The organism is Dyadobacter sp. HNCC25DJ185, assembly GCF_056895195.1.
Genome location: NZ_JBXHAR010000005.1, coordinates 217,814 through 232,318, shown reverse-complemented (window position 1 = coordinate 232,318; position 14,505 = coordinate 217,814). Strand labels below are relative to the sequence as shown.

General features: G+C 48.0%; 9 protein-coding genes. 4 read left to right on the top strand and 5 right to left on the bottom strand.

Going from position 1 to position 14,505, the window contains the following annotated elements:
• Window positions 1-11: 11 nt before the first annotated feature.
• Window positions 12-3,644 (bottom strand): histidine kinase, encoded by a 3,633-nt coding sequence (locus AC1XUF_RS15925; protein ID WP_483342804.1) that lies wholly within the window; start codon window positions 3,642-3,644, stop codon window positions 12-14.
• Between the two features lie 345 nt (window positions 3,645-3,989).
• Between AC1XUF_RS15925 and AC1XUF_RS15920 the strand changes: the two genes are divergently transcribed.
• Window positions 3,990-4,286, top strand: coding sequence for a hypothetical protein (locus AC1XUF_RS15920; protein ID WP_483342803.1), 297 nt, complete (start codon window positions 3,990-3,992; stop codon window positions 4,284-4,286).
• Between the two features lie 15 nt (window positions 4,287-4,301).
• Here AC1XUF_RS15920 and AC1XUF_RS15915 read toward each other — a convergent pair whose 3' ends face one another.
• The gene (locus tag AC1XUF_RS15915) at window positions 4,302-5,453 is read right to left on the bottom strand and encodes a YncE family protein (protein ID WP_483342802.1); all 1,152 of its coding nucleotides are present in this window, start codon (window positions 5,451-5,453) and stop codon (window positions 4,302-4,304) included.
• A 146-nt stretch (window positions 5,454-5,599) separates the two neighbouring features.
• Between AC1XUF_RS15915 and AC1XUF_RS15910 the strand changes: the two genes are divergently transcribed.
• Window positions 5,600-8,005 (top strand): TonB-dependent receptor, encoded by a 2,406-nt coding sequence (locus AC1XUF_RS15910; protein WP_483342801.1) that lies wholly within the window; start codon window positions 5,600-5,602, stop codon window positions 8,003-8,005.
• 63 nt (window positions 8,006-8,068) lie between these two features.
• Here the strand turns inward: AC1XUF_RS15910 and AC1XUF_RS15905 are convergent, their stop codons facing one another.
• Window positions 8,069-8,737: a response regulator transcription factor gene (locus tag AC1XUF_RS15905; RefSeq protein WP_483342800.1), complete on the bottom strand. Its 669-nt coding sequence runs from the start codon at window positions 8,735-8,737 to the stop codon at window positions 8,069-8,071.
• A gap of 203 nt (window positions 8,738-8,940) precedes the next feature.
• Here AC1XUF_RS15905 and AC1XUF_RS15900 point away from each other — a divergent pair, with 203 nt between their 5' ends.
• On the top strand, window positions 8,941-9,615 hold the full coding sequence (locus AC1XUF_RS15900) for a response regulator transcription factor (protein WP_483342799.1): 675 nt from the start codon (window positions 8,941-8,943) through the stop codon (window positions 9,613-9,615).
• A gap of 27 nt (window positions 9,616-9,642) precedes the next feature.
• On the top strand, window positions 9,643-10,881 hold the full coding sequence (locus tag AC1XUF_RS15895; protein WP_483342798.1) for a sensor histidine kinase: 1,239 nt from the start codon (window positions 9,643-9,645) through the stop codon (window positions 10,879-10,881).
• Between the two features lies 1 nt (window position 10,882).
• Here the strand turns inward: AC1XUF_RS15895 and AC1XUF_RS15890 are convergent, their stop codons facing one another.
• A complete protein-coding gene (locus AC1XUF_RS15890) occupies window positions 10,883-13,258 on the bottom strand; it encodes an ABC transporter permease (protein WP_483342797.1) in 2,376 nt (791 codons plus the stop codon).
• Between the two features lie 138 nt (window positions 13,259-13,396).
• Entirely contained in the window at window positions 13,397-14,227 is an 831-nt protein-coding gene (locus AC1XUF_RS15885; protein ID WP_483342796.1) for a DUF6268 family outer membrane beta-barrel protein, read from the bottom strand.
• Between the last annotated feature and the right edge of the window lie 278 nt (window positions 14,228-14,505).

The following is a 14,505-nucleotide window of genomic DNA, read 5'->3' as shown; positions in this document are numbered from 1 at the left end:
TGAGTAAATAATTATGGCGTTCTTAAATAGGTGGACAGCTCTACTTCGACCAGCGTGCCTGTCGCCTGGCCCTGCTGATCGTATTTGTCCGTGATTTTCACACTCGCATGGTTTCCCTGCAGGCTGAGAATATCGATACGGTCCTTCGAGATGGACAGGCCGAGGGACTTGTGGTTTTTGGGTTTGCTGGTCGCCGCCTTGATACTGAAAGATTTTTCGCGTCCGATACCGTTGTCGTCAATGCGGCATAAGAACGCATCTTCACTGACCATTCTGAATTCAACCACCATCATGCGCGGACCATCTTTGGCCATCAGGCCATGCCATAATGCATTTTCGACATACGGCTGAAGGAGCATGGAGGGCAGCAGGATCTGATGTTCGTCCAACCGTGGATCCATGATGATTTCATAGCTGAAGCTTTGCCCGAAACGCATCAGCTCCAGTTCCAGATATAGCTCGAGTACCTGTCGCTCTTCTTCCAGGCTGACCAGTTTTTTTCCCGAATTGTTCAGCACCAGCCTGAACAGTTTGGAAAACTTATTGAGGTACTTGCTCGCCTCCGCATATTTTTTGGTTACGATACATTCCTGGATGCTATTGAGGCAATTAAAAACAAAATGCGGGTTCATTTGTGCCCGCAGGGCCATCAACTGGCTTTCTGCCAGCATTTTTTGGATTTCGAGAACAACAAGCTCCTGTTTTTGCGCCTGTGATTTGGCGAGGGCCTCCGCAATTTTATTAGCGCTGATCGCCGCAACTGTAGTCAGTGTTTTCAGGTGCTTCTCCTGAAAGAAATCTCGCCGGGTATGCTCCGAATCGATTACCCCGATGACTTTGCCCTCATGCAATATGGGCACAGAGATCTCCGAAAGCCGCACCTGATCGTCCACTACATATCTCTCGTCCTTACTGGTATCTGAAATAATCAAAGGCCTGCCAGTGAGTGCCACGGTACCCACAATACCCTTGCCTATCTCGATTTCGATAGGGTTGATGATCTCAAATCCTTTCGGGTTTTTGGGGCCATAAGCAGCTTGCTGGACGAGGACGTTTTTTTTCTCATCCAGCAGATACACCACACAGTCTTCAAAACGCATCTGCGAGATACAGTTGCGGGCAATGTCCCAGCAAATTTCCGTGACGGAATTGTCACCGTAAACCGAATTGGCAAAATAATCAATGGTACTGTCGAAACGTTTTTCCTGCTTGCGCCTGAGATAGGCGCGGTAAGTGAGAAAGAGCACTGCCAAAAACACCAGCATGCAAAAGGCAATGAACCACCACGTTTGCCACCAGTAAGGCTTTACAACCACCTTCAGGCTTCTTGCCGAATTCATCCATACACCGTATTGGTCTGTGCTGCGCACCCTGAACGTGTATGTCCCAGGCAGCAGGTTGGTGTACGAAGCCGTAATGGACCGGGCAGCATTCACCCATCCCTTATCAATGCCTTCCAACTGGTAACTGTATTGCAGAGAAGGAATGTCGCGGTGATTCAGGGATGCATACTGAAAAGTGATAAAATCTTCGCTGGGTTCCAGTTCCAGCACATTGTTTTTCTGGGAATACAGCTTTTCTTTTCCCAAAACCTGTACCGAAGTAATATAGGGCGGCTTTTTTACCGGGATCCCAGCAAAACGAAGGGGGTCTATCACGACCACGTGATCGAGCATTACCGCATATACCTTCCCCTGCGCAATGGTTACAAAGTTAAAATAATCCTGAAGGGTTTTGCCCAGGTCTATATCCACTTTCGTGACAGCCCGGGTTACTGGATTAAAAAACATTAGCCCCTCCCGGCTGGCACCCCAGACCGCACCTTTTGCATCAATGTCAACACTTACTATGTAATCGTAGAAAAGCCCGTTGGACGAATTGATACTATCCAGTACCTCTCCTCTCTTATTCATCTTAATCAGTCCACTCCCTCCTGCTGCAGCCCATATCATCCCTTGCGAGTCCTCTACCATTTCGGTAAGATCCAGGTCTCTGAGGACATCGGAAGAAATGGTAGAGAATGTTTGCGTGTGTTGACGATAACGCAGCAGGCCTCTCCCGGGCATTCCAAATAAGATGTCACCAGTCCCGTCTTGGAGTTGCAGAAAGGTTTCGCAGTTGCGGAAATCGAAAAGTCCTGAAACCGGATCTTTTCCATCAAAACGGTCGGTTTTTCCGGTAACCGGATCGTGTCGGTAGAAGGCATCACGCCGGATCTGCAACCATATTTTACCTGAGTTGTCGGCAAAAACGAAGTTGGCGTACCGGACCGGCATTCCCTCCCTCACGTCTTCAAATCTCCTGAGGTCCGAAGCGCCTTTTTTGAGGAAATAAACACCGTCGCGACCAGCGAACCACCAGGTACCCCGGGATTTTACAGCCATGACAAACCGGTTTCGGACCAGATCGGAACCCGATACGAAATATCGCTTATAAGATCCATCGGTTGTGTTATAAATCACGACCCCATCTTCTTTACAGGCGATGATATCGGTTCCGTCGACACTGATGTAATTCGCATGCGCAAATCCAGTTTCCAGGAAAAATTTGAAATTGGGTAGTTGGTAAATGGCCGTCAGCGGATAATTCGCCTGACTTTTACTCACGCCATTGATCGTCCCTAGCCACACATTTCCGTCCGCATCTTCAATGACATCCCTGAAATGGCCATAGCCAATGGTATACTCCTGGTTCTGGCTGTACTCCAGCTTTCTGATCGGCTTGCCGGGTTCTTTAATGAAAGCGGCGAAAAGCCAGGTCGATATCCACAAACGGTCCTGGTGATCAATAAACAGATGGTTGCAACCTTCGCTGATCTTCTTGCCGTCCAGATAGAAATATTTCTGCTCATGACCGGTGGCCTTTTCCCAATAATTCAAAGTGGTGTCTGAATCACATCCATACCAAACGTTGTTCTTGCTGTCAATAGCCAGCGCATTTACGTTTGTAACTTTTAAGACCGGCGCGTTGATCCTGTTATTGCTTTTGGAATAAACACGACCATTTTGATAATCAATAAAATAAGGAATGCTTCCGGTAACCCAGAAACCATGCCTGACCTTGTCCAAAACGAGCCCCGTGAGATTATAGTCGTCTGATCCAAACATACTGGCCCCGGGGATGCGGTCTGCTACCGGCCAAAGCCTGCCCGACTCGTAAATAAAGATCTGCGCTGTCGTACCGATCCACAGGCGTCCCATGGGGTCTGCCTTGATGGTCACAACAGTCAGTTTCTTCAAGGCGTCAAAACGTTTGTCCCATGCAAAAGTGGCTGTCCTTTTATCGAACAAAGCAACGCCATGCCTGAGCCCAAGCAACAGCTTGTCCTGACCATCGATCGGATGCAGGGCATTTATAAAAAGGTTCTTCTCGTTTGCAGCACTTTTGTAGCGCTTCACGACCGCACCATCGAAACGGTTCAACCCATTTGATGTGCCAATCCATAAAAAGCCAGTTTCGTCTTTGTAGAGGCACCGGACCTGTTTGGCGCTGAGACCGTCCTGCCATTTGATGTTCTGAAAAATATATTGCGCCGGAGCAGGGAATGACAGTAACAAGAGCAATATCCAGCCCACCATTACGGCCGACACTGGTCCTGATTTTTCCAAAATGGCTGCTTTGCCATTTGAAAGGCATTTTTTCATGAGTCTAGGAACGGCCTTGTTTAACCGAAGAAGCTCAAAATAAGGTTAATTAATCAAAATAAAGTTACCGAACGGTTGTGAAAAAAAATTAAGCGGTAAACCAGCGGAAAAGCAGTGCTTCCTTAGACGCTATGGCAGCCTAGCAAATTACCGCTTGATAGTTAGCATTTACCGTTGCGTCATTATTACAATCCTCTCAAGCATAGGGCCCGCATCTTTGTACAAGCGTTATGAAAAAATAGCCATGAAAAAATTGATTACCGATCCCTTCTGGCGCCTTGCGAGAAGGGATTTTTTGATATGATGCGATTCAAAAACTATTTTTAACCCAATCCCATCTCAGTTATGTTCTGGTTTATCACAGCCTTAAGCATCAATGTAATTGCCATCCTGATGATCATTGCCAATGCAGTGTACGATGCGTTCACTTTAAAGTATTCTAATGGCCATAACGATGTGATTAATCTCATCGGAGCAGCGCTGGCCGTTGTAGTCGTTCTGGCTTTTACCCTGAAAAATGCCGGAAAACATGCTCTGGCCAATGTGCTTTTATGGGTTCCCGCCGCACCGATTGTGTTTTGTTTCGGCTTCTCGCTCATCTACTTCGTAATCATTTTCCTCTCCAAGCCCGACTGGAAGTAAGGCATACATGCCTCACTAATCCGGCGTAACCCGTCCGATGCCAAACTGGTCTCCCGCGCGGATTGCTTTGCCGCCGGAGAACTGGACTTCGATCATTTTCTCGCTGGCCACATTATTGTTGAACTCATCTTGCAGCGTCAGCAAAATCTTGCGGGTCTTCACATCGATCACTTCCCCGCTGGAAGGATACGCATACTTCCCGTCCAGACTGAAGGTGACCCATCCGGGCATATCCTGCAGCGGAATGGTCGTGAGCTGCTGGTAAGGAGCCTCAGCCTTGAACACGTGCAGGCGCATATTGTGCCCGTCGCAAAGCCAGAGCTCCTTTTCGTCGGGCGTGAGACCAATGCCGTGGCTCGGGTTGCCGTGTCGCCGCACAGTACCCATATCCCAGCCCTCTACGACAACGTGGGCAATTTTGGTGTTCCGTCTGAGGTCCCCGACTTCAAATCCAAGCAGGCTGTCGACCGTCACATATACCAGCGTTTCCGTCCCATTGATGGTAAACGGCCGGATGTTGTTGTCGAAAATACCTACCTTCCTAACCAGCGTATGCGTGTTCGGATCGGCGACATGCAGCCAGTGACTGCCGATATCACCCATATAGACGAATTTCCCCGATGGGCCGTAAATGGTATTATGCGCCCTTTTATGTACATCGATTTTCTTGATGATATCACCTGTTTTGCAATCCACCACATTCCAGAAACCCTTTTCCAGGGATGGAAGGTACATCGTCCGCCCATCCGGCGAGATAGACATCCGGTCGCAGCCCCCCTCAAATGATTTTTCCCACACCACCTTTTCAGTAGTCAAATCGATACGCTGTAAACCTTCCAGCGTACTCACATACAGACTGTTGAGGGGCAGGCTCACGGCTATGCCTTTCACATTGGACGGTTTTCCATTGGGATGAAAACCTTTTGTTTCAATTCTTTTGACGAACCGATGCTTGTCATTCATGTCAAAAACCAGGATCCCGTGACCGCCGTAACCCAGGTAATCGCGGATTCCCGGTGTGGCCACGTACAGGTATTTCTTTTCAACAGCCTTATTACCCGATTTCTGCACCTTGTCCATTCGAGCTGCTGTCGGGTTTTGGCCGGTGGCTGGTGTACAGGTCAGCTGCACGAAGTACAGCGAAAAGCAAAACAACTTCCATTTCATAGTCTGCATCCGGGTAAGTTCAGGTAATAGCGGTCTAACTCTGATAAAACGGAGGGGTTTTTAGGAAATACTCATGGTTCATGAGTTTAAAAATTATTCTAAATCATATTTCAGTTTTGCAAAAGCCATTGTCAAACTGAAATTCTATGAGGCCGCTGTTCCTTTTTGCCCTGATCATTGTCTGTTCGATCACAGCCCGGGCACAGTTTGCAAAAGTGACGTTATCAGGTACTGTCAAAGACGCCCGGGACTATCAGGTCCTGCCCTTTGTCTCAGTTGCATTAAAAAAAGTTGCCGACAGCGCGTTTGTGGTTGGCACGATCACCAATGACGGGGGCCTTTTCAGTATGACCGATATTGCGCCTGGAAATTATCTGCTGGAATATTCCTACATCGGTTTCGAAAGAAAGGAGCAGACCGTGCTTGTCGGCTCGCTGAGCGCTTTTCTGGATCTAGGGACGATTACCTTGCGAGAAGATGTAAAGCAGCTCCAAGAAGTTACCGTGATGGACAGCCTGGTCGAAGGCCCCGATACGAGGATGGACAAAAAGAGTTTCTCGGTTACCGAAAATATCAGTCAAAGTGGTGGGTCGCTTTTACAGGTAATGAAGAATTTACCTGGCATCACGACCGATCAGGACGGAAAAGTACTGATCCGCGGCAATGATCATGTAGTGGTACTGATCGACGGCAAACAAACCGCATTGACGGGTTTCGGGAATCAGACCGGGCTGGACAACATTCCCGCGTCTGCTATCGAGCGGATAGAGGTTATCAACAACCCCTCGGCCAGGTACGACGCCAATGGAAATGCCGGGATCATCAACATCATTTATAAAAAGAACAAACAGGAAGGGTTCAATGGAAAAATCGGGCTGTCTGCCGGATTGGGCGCACTTTGGGTCAAAAAACAAAACCTGCCCGGCATTCGTCCGCAATACCGCAACACCTTTAAGCTAAATCCTTCTGTATCCATCAATTACAGAAAAAACAAAACCAACATTTTTTTCCAGGGCGATTACCTGCATACTCCTACCCTCAATAAAAACGAGTTTGTAGACCGTTTCTATGACAATGGCGATGTGGTAAGGCAGCAAACCAAAAGAAACCGGAATACCAATATCATCACCTCCAAAGCGGGACTGGACTGGAACATCAACAGTGACAACACCGTCCATATCTCTGGCCTGTTCAGCAGTGAAAAGATCACCGACCGGGGTGACGAACCCTTTTACAATGCGACCCTCACCGAGCGGCCACGGCTCTGGCAATTTCTGGAAGACGAGCTGAAAACGACCATAACTGCCACCAGTTCATTTCAGCACAAGTTCGCCCAACCAGGCCACCTGCTGAACCTCGGTTTTAACTATACTTTTCACCGGGAAGACGAAAAGTATTTTTTTACCAATATCCTTCCTGATTTTACCGGCAAAGATGCATTCAAGCTGCTTTCCGACGAAAGTGTTTTTGACCTGACCGCAGATTATGTAAAACCCCTGAAATACGGCCATCTGGAAGGCGGGATCAAAATCAGGAAACGGTATATCCCTACCAACATGCAATTCTTTCCTGGTGTGAATAGCCCGATCGACAGCGCAGCAGGCGGCTGGGCCAACTATAATGAAACCATCCCGGCGGTTTACGGCAATTACATTTTCGAAGACAAGCACTTGGAGATAGAAGCCGGACTGAGGCTGGAATATGTGGACCTCCGGTACTCTGTCAATCCCAATCATCCCACTTACAAAAGCAGCGGTTACCACTATACCAGGCCCTTCCCAAACCTGAGGCTGGCATTTAAGGTGGATGACCGGAATAAGGTTTCGCTCTTTTACAACCGCCGGGTCGACAGGCCCAATGAAGTCGATATCCGGATTTTCCCAAAATACGATGACGCCGAAATCATCAAAGTCGGAAACCCGGCTCTCCGTCCCCAGTTTACCAACACCATCGAAGCGGGCTATAAGACCAGCTGGGCACGCGGATACCTTTATCTGGCGCTCTACCACAAACAGGCCAGCGGCACCATTACGCGGATCGGAAGCATGGTGCCGGGCAGCACGATTATCTACAACATTTTTCAGAACGCAGGACGGAGCTACAATACCGGCGCTGAAGTGATCCTGCAACAGCAATGGGCCCCATGGTTCTCGATGACCGCCAATGTTAATATGTATAAAAACACCATCAATGCATTTTCTGTAAAAAATCTTTATCCTAAACCCAACCGGTTTACGGCTGACAAACAAACGCTTACCTCCGGAAGCGGAAAGATCAACGCCATGTTTAAGTTTAAGAAATCACTGGAAGCACAACTGTCGGCCGTGTACCTGGCACCCGACATCGTACCCCAGGGCAAAACCGGGTGTCGTTTTTCTGTCGACGCGGGCTTAAAAAAGACCGTGAAAAGGGGTGAGTATTTCGTCAATGCGACCGACCTCTTCAATACACTGGTCATCCGCAGGACGGTCCAGGGCGACGGGTTTCATTATGTCAGCAATGATTATTACGAAACGCAGGTAATCCGGATCGGCTACAATCATAAGTTCTAGAGCAAGCGAGACCTGAACCGGAGTGCCAGGCAAAAGTCGTAGAGGTCACGAAAAGCACAAAATCTATATTTCCTCCCATTTATAGCCCAGGCCATAAATGGTTTTGAGATAAGGCGTACAGCCCGCAGCCGCTAACTTCTTTTTCAGGTTCTTAACATGCGCGTAAATCAGGTCCCTGGTGCTTTTGAAGTCTTTTGCATGCCCGGACAGATAGGAAACCAGGCTTTCTCTCTGTATTAAGCTGTTTTTATGTTCAATGAAATAGAGCAGCAATTCCAATTCCTTTTTGGTCAAGTCAAGCTCCGTGTTGTCGACAAACACGGTCTTAGCTTCCACATCGACCCTGATCTCATGATAAATCAAATCCTTCTGCCTAGGCAGGGTTACCCTTCGTGCGAGCGACACGATCCGGGCGGCCAACTCGGAGATATCGTACGGCTTGACCAGAAAATCATCCGCACCGGACCTAAGTGCTTCTATTTTTTCGATTAATGAATCCCTTTCCGAAATAACGATCAGGCCCGACCTTTTACTAATTAGCTTAATCGCCTGGATCGCTTGCTTTGAACGTCGATTTATGGAAGAAATATCCAAAACAATGCATTCAAACAGGTCCGATGCTAACCTTGATTCCATGGCCTCAAAACCACTTACCAGCTCGATTTCAGCATTTGGCAGATACTGCCCTATCTCTGCTGCCGTTGAAGCAGCTTCCAGAATCAGAATTTTCATGTCGCGAAATAAGTTTTGAATTCTGAACTTTTCCTGAATAATTCCCTCCGAAAATAACCTTGAAAGGATTGCCCCCCGACAAGCAAAACAACTGTAAATCAATCGCTAAAAATACTCACCCCGACATCCAAGGTACATCTTTGAAATTTACTTAGATTTCGAATTAATTGCATATATCGCTGCCCAGCGTTAAAGAACCTGAAATGAAGTTATTGTTGATCGAAGACGAGCCTTTGCTTCTTGAAGAAATGGACAATTACCTGTCGGAGCAAGGTTACCGATGCGAAAAGGCGTCCGATTTTGGGGAAGGCCAGGAGAAACTGCATTTATATCAGTATGACCTGGTTGTTCTGGATATCACGATTCCTGGCGGCAGCGGCCTGGAACTGTTGCAAGGGCTTAAAACAACAAATAAGAATACGGGCGTGCTGATCGTTTCGGCCAAAAATTCGCTTCGGGATAAAGTTTACGGGCTGGAATTGGGTGCCGACGACTATATCACCAAGCCGTTTCATATGGAGGAGCTGAACGCACGGATCTTCGCATTGCTCAGGCGCAGGTCCTTTGATGGGGAAAACGAGATCAGAATCGACGACCTGACCATTAACATGGCCTCAAAAGCCGTTTTTTCCAAATCAGGACCGGTGCCCCTCACCAAAAAAGAATATGAATTGTTATTGTACTTCGTCATCAATAAAAACCGTGTCGTCAGCAGGCAGTCTATCGCCGAGCATCTCTGGGGTGACCATTATGATATGGCCGATCATTACGACACGGTATACGTCCACACAATGAACCTGCGTAAAAAGCTCGCTGCCCATTCGGCTAACGAATATATTAAAACAGCCCATGGAATGGGCTATAAGTGGACCTCTTGACATTAGAAAAAGATTGTCCGTTCATCAATGAAACTGCTCTATAAAACCACACGTGATTACCTGATTGCATCCATTACCATTCTGTTTGTCACCGGAATCGCGCTTTTTACTATCCTGCGGAAAGAAGTAAGCGATGAAATGAATGAACAGCTGGAATTACAGGCGGATCAGTTGTTTAGAGATACCCGGTCCGGCAACCTGCCTAGTATGCCGTTTACCAGGATACAAAAAGTCCCGAAATCGGTTCCGCCTGGCCAGGTATTCGGGGATTCGATGATGTACGATCGTGTGCAGCGAAAAATGGAGGAGTACCATTATCTGGTGGAAACAAAGGTGCTGGGGCCCGAACGTTACCAGGCAGTAGTCATGACCTCCCACATCGGATGGGACGAATATTACCTTACGATCTTCTTTATTTTTGTGCTGATGGCGCTTTTGCTCACAGGTTCCGGAGTCCTGATCAACTACATCTCGAATAAAAAGATATGGGCGCCTTTTTTCGATAACCTTAAAAGCGTGCAGGGTTTTTCGGTGAGTTCCACAGAGGAGCTGCGCCTGGCCGATTCGATGATCGATGAATTCAAACAACTGAACCTCACGCTCCGGGACCTGACCGACCGCAGCCGCAAAGAATACCTGGCGTTAAGAGAATTTACAGAAAACGCTTCCCACGAAATCCAGACCCCGTTGAGTATCATCCAGTCCAAGCTCGACAGGATGAGCCAAATGGATGTCAGCGAACAAATGGCCAACTATATTGTGCAGACGAAGTCCGGCGTCGACAGGCTATCCAAAATGAACAAAAGCCTGCTGCTCCTCGCAAAGCTGGATAACCGGGTCTTCACCGACCGCCAGGAGGTGTTGGTACATGAGCTTATCGAAGCACAGCTTGGCAACATGGGGGAGCTGTTTATCAACAGACGCATTTCGGTTACGAAAAACCTCAAAGAGCAAACTGTTCACGCCGACCCCTATCTGATCGAGATATTGATTTCGAATCTCTTATCAAACGCACTGCGATATACCCCGGCCGAAGGAGAAGTGGAAATCGATTTAAAAAGTGCCATGCTGTCGATTTCCAACACCGGCGAAAAACCCGATTTCCCCGAAGAGCTGATCTTTGAAAGGTTCACAAAAAACAAGTCCAATGTAGCTTCCACAGGCCTGGGACTGGCAATCGTGAAGGAAATCTGTCTCACGAATGGCTGGACCGTCGGCTATCAGCACCAGCAGGGCAGGCATTGCTTTGAGGTCCGGTTTAGCTGAGCTACTCCGACCGCAATGTATCGGCAGGATTGCTGGTCGCCGTCCGATAGGCCTGTATACCAATAGTGGCTAACCCTATCATCAAGAGACTTCCCAGGCATTTCAAGAAAACACCAGGGCCAAGCGCAACATGGTAGGTAAAAATCCTCAGGAACAACCCACCCAGGAAATAGCCCAACGGCATAGCAATGACAGACGCGATTAAAATAAGCCTCACAAACCCGGAAGACAACAGCACGATGATGTGTGCGACACTCGCTCCCATTACTTTCCGGATTCCCACTTCCTTAATCCTCTTTTCGGTGGTATATGTCACCATGCCGAGCAAGCCCATAGCCGCGATCACAAAAACAATGACAACAATGACACCCGTAAACCGCTGGTCACCGCCTTCGGCATAGTCTTCATACAATTGCTGTTCGTACCAGGCATAAACAAAGGATTCATGCGGATGAAATTTCTTCCAGATCCTATCCAAAGAAGCCGTAACCTGTTCCTTGGAAGCACCCTCAGTAATTTTCAGCGATAACACTTTTATTTCACGGGGATCAAAAGCCAGCACCAGGGGAGCTACGGGCAGTTCGTAACGCATAAAGCAAAAGTTCTTTACCACTCCCGAAATCTGCACTTCTGTTTCGTTTAGCTTAACCGCCTGCCCTACAATGTCTTTGGGATTGCCAAAGCCAAGCACTTTTGCAGCACGCTCATTGATTACCGCAAAATGCACGGTGGTATCCGCAGATGCCGGCGGCAGATTGCTGCCTGCTACAAATTTCAGCTGCATGTTCTCAATGAAATTCGCGTCAGCAGCATAAATGTAAGTATCCTGTGGAGCTGCCTCTTTTCCTTTTGATCCAATTCTGCTGATCTTCGCACGCCCCGACCCTTCGTTGAGCGTTGCCGACGCAAGCCCTATCCTTTCCACATCGGCCTGCTTGGACATTTCATTTGCCAGCGGCGCGAAATCCTTGTCCGGCAGCGGGATATTCAAAATACCTCTCCGGTTGAAATTATCATTATCCGTAGCCATGTAATCAAACTGGCTGTTTGAAATACCAGTGAAGGTCATGAAGACCAGCGCCACAACAAATTGGATCACCACCAGCGATTTCCGGAAGCTAATCCTGCCTAAGCCGGCCGGGCCTAGTTCCCCTTTCATAATTTGTGCCGGCTCGTAAGCCGATAGGATGCGAGCAGGCAAAATACCCGCCATAATCCCCGTCAGCAAGGTAAAAGTCAGGAAGGCCATCCACAGCAAGCCGTTCCGTTCCACCTCGAAATTCAGCCAGCGCACATGTACGAACGATTTGATAAATTCAAGCCCGACATAGCCAATCCCCAACGCAAAAAAAGCGATCACTACCGTTTCTGTCAGGAATTGCATTACGAGCTGCCAGCGTTTCGCGCCTGCAACCTTCCTCACGCCTACTTCGCGGCCACGGCTTAAAGAGCGCGTCAGGGTCAGGTTCACGTAATTAAAACCCGCGAGCAGGATGACGATCAAGGGGACCAGCAAGCTCACGCCAATTTTCCAGAGCGGCTCCACATAGGGGTTATTGAGCAAACCTTCCGCATCGGGCGATATTTCACTGAGAAGCTGGTTGCGGTAAGAATGGCTTTTCACATCCTTGAAAGCGACATTTTTGTTATTATCAGCGGCTACTTCCCCCATCGCGCGGTTGAGCGCCTCCCGGTCGCTCCCCTTAGTCAAAAGCACGAATGTATAGGTATTGTAATCCTGCCAGTTATCCGCTTTTACATTTCTATTCAATTCCGCAAAACTGGCCATGGAAATCACCATGTCTGATTTCAAATGCGTGGTATAGGGTTTTATTGATGAAAAGACACCTGATACGGTAAAGACGCCCATGTCCGGGTTAGTTAACGTTTTACCTACCGGGTTTGCATCGCCAAAAAAACGCTGGGCTGTTTCATCGGAAAGCACAATTTCCCGTGGTGCGATGCACGGCTTTCCTTTTTCAAGCTTAAAACCAAAAATATCGAAATAAGCCGGGTCCACATACATCCCGTTGACATTCAACGTTTTAATGCCATTATTCAGGTTTCCGTAAAAATTGCGGACAACCCTGGTCGATTTTTCAATGACACTTTCACTGGCACTTAACCTTTCGCCCAGAGGCATCGGCGTGGATGCAAGCGAGTATAGCTTGCCGTCCTTTCCGGTGGCGTCGGTAATAACACGGTAGGTACGGTCGGGATAAGGGTGAAAGGAATCCTTTTCAAAACTGCTCTGTACCTGCATCAACTGGAGGAAACAAAAGGCCATGGCAAGTCCAAGGCCCAGAATATTGATCAGCGAGAATAATTTATGTTTCCAAAGATTCCGGAATGCGATCTTGAAGTAATTTTTGAGCATAAAGTTGACGTCGATGTGTTCGGCCAGTCCAGCAGCAAAATAATTATTCCAGAATAGCCTTCACCTCATTGACAAGCAGTTAAGAAGAAAACTACCATATACTCTGTTCAGAACCGAACATTTGATCACCGGGGACGACTACTTCTTCTTTTTGAACCTGGGAGGCTGAACGTAGAGGTCCATTGACATGGCTAGTCCGGAAGTCCGGATCGGAACCGCGCCTGCCACCAGTCTGGAGCTCAGGTTTTTCCGGTATCCCGCCGAAAGCTCTACTCCAAGGTAACTTCCGATCCTTCTGTTATAACTAATACCCATATCGACATCCACCCTCCTGCAAACGAAGGGCTCATTACTTCCCAGCGGATTGAGGTAATAGGTGCGGGTAACGGATTCGGCCTTCAGATATAAAATATCATTAGCCGACAGGTTGTTTCTCCAAGCAACCCGTTTGGGGAGCATAATCTCAAAACCGCCGTTTTCGCTATAGTTATAGTTGAAAATGACCACCGGCAATAGGGTCATCTTGTAACTTTGGTTGACCATCAAGCCCGCCCCGATTTCTTTATTCGCCGATTTCTTTTTCAGGAAAGATGCGGAAACCGTAAAATTGACTGGGATCTGTTTAAATGATAATTCGGCCAGGTTGCCGCTTTTATTCACGTGCGACGTAGTGACGATCCACGAAGTGCTGTCAAGCCTGATCATAGCGTTCAAATCAAGGCCATAGGAGCGCAGGTTCCAGCCGGCCATATTGCCGATCGGGTTTTCGCCCGGCGTTTTCAGTTCAAACTGCTCGGTACGGTAGTTAGGGCCTAACAGGATCGTAACCCTTTTGCTCTTGATGACAGGAAGCCAGGCGCGGACAAACAGCTCTTCGTGGGTAAATTTTTTGGCATCAGCATTTGAAAACTGGTAAACTTTACCCGGTGCCTGTGTGGTACGGAAAGTCAGCCATTTCGAAGGCGCCATACCTGATAGGCCAGGTTTGAGCGATTGGCAGGGTGCATGACAGTTGACAAAGCAAAGGACAAGTGCGACGGCCTTTCGGTAGTCAATCAACATAAAGTCTCTGGTAAAAAACATGACTGGGGAAACAAAACTGGTGAACTACCCGCGACTCAACCTGCTGCACGAGCTGGGAACACAAGTTAATCCGGATTAAGTTCCTGATTATTAACAAGGAAAAATTTGAACGGCTACCTATGATCGTATTTGGCGCCGCTCCCTGCTTTTGCATAGGACATAAA

What these genes read in the sequence shown, in the direction of transcription:
- AC1XUF_RS15920 (WP_483342803.1), top strand. Translation starts at nt 3,990, where the DNA reads ATGTTCTGGTTTATCACAGCCTTAAGCATCAATGTAATTGCCATCCTG.
- AC1XUF_RS15925 (WP_483342804.1), bottom strand. Translation starts at nt 3,644, where the DNA reads ATGAAAAAATGCCTTTCAAATGGCAAAGCAGCCATTTTGGAAAAATCA.
- AC1XUF_RS15905 (WP_483342800.1), bottom strand. Translation starts at nt 8,737, where the DNA reads ATGAAAATTCTGATTCTGGAAGCTGCTTCAACGGCAGCAGAGATAGGG.
- AC1XUF_RS15910 (WP_483342801.1), top strand. Translation starts at nt 5,600, where the DNA reads ATGAGGCCGCTGTTCCTTTTTGCCCTGATCATTGTCTGTTCGATCACA.
- AC1XUF_RS15895 (WP_483342798.1), top strand. Translation starts at nt 9,643, where the DNA reads ATGAAACTGCTCTATAAAACCACACGTGATTACCTGATTGCATCCATT.
- AC1XUF_RS15885 (WP_483342796.1), bottom strand. Translation starts at nt 14,227, where the DNA reads ATGGCGCCTTCGAAATGGCTGACTTTCCGTACCACACAGGCACCGGGT.
- AC1XUF_RS15915 (WP_483342802.1), bottom strand. Translation starts at nt 5,453, where the DNA reads ATGAAATGGAAGTTGTTTTGCTTTTCGCTGTACTTCGTGCAGCTGACC.
- AC1XUF_RS15890 (WP_483342797.1), bottom strand. Translation starts at nt 13,258, where the DNA reads ATGCTCAAAAATTACTTCAAGATCGCATTCCGGAATCTTTGGAAACAT.
- AC1XUF_RS15900 (WP_483342799.1), top strand. Translation starts at nt 8,941, where the DNA reads ATGAAGTTATTGTTGATCGAAGACGAGCCTTTGCTTCTTGAAGAAATG.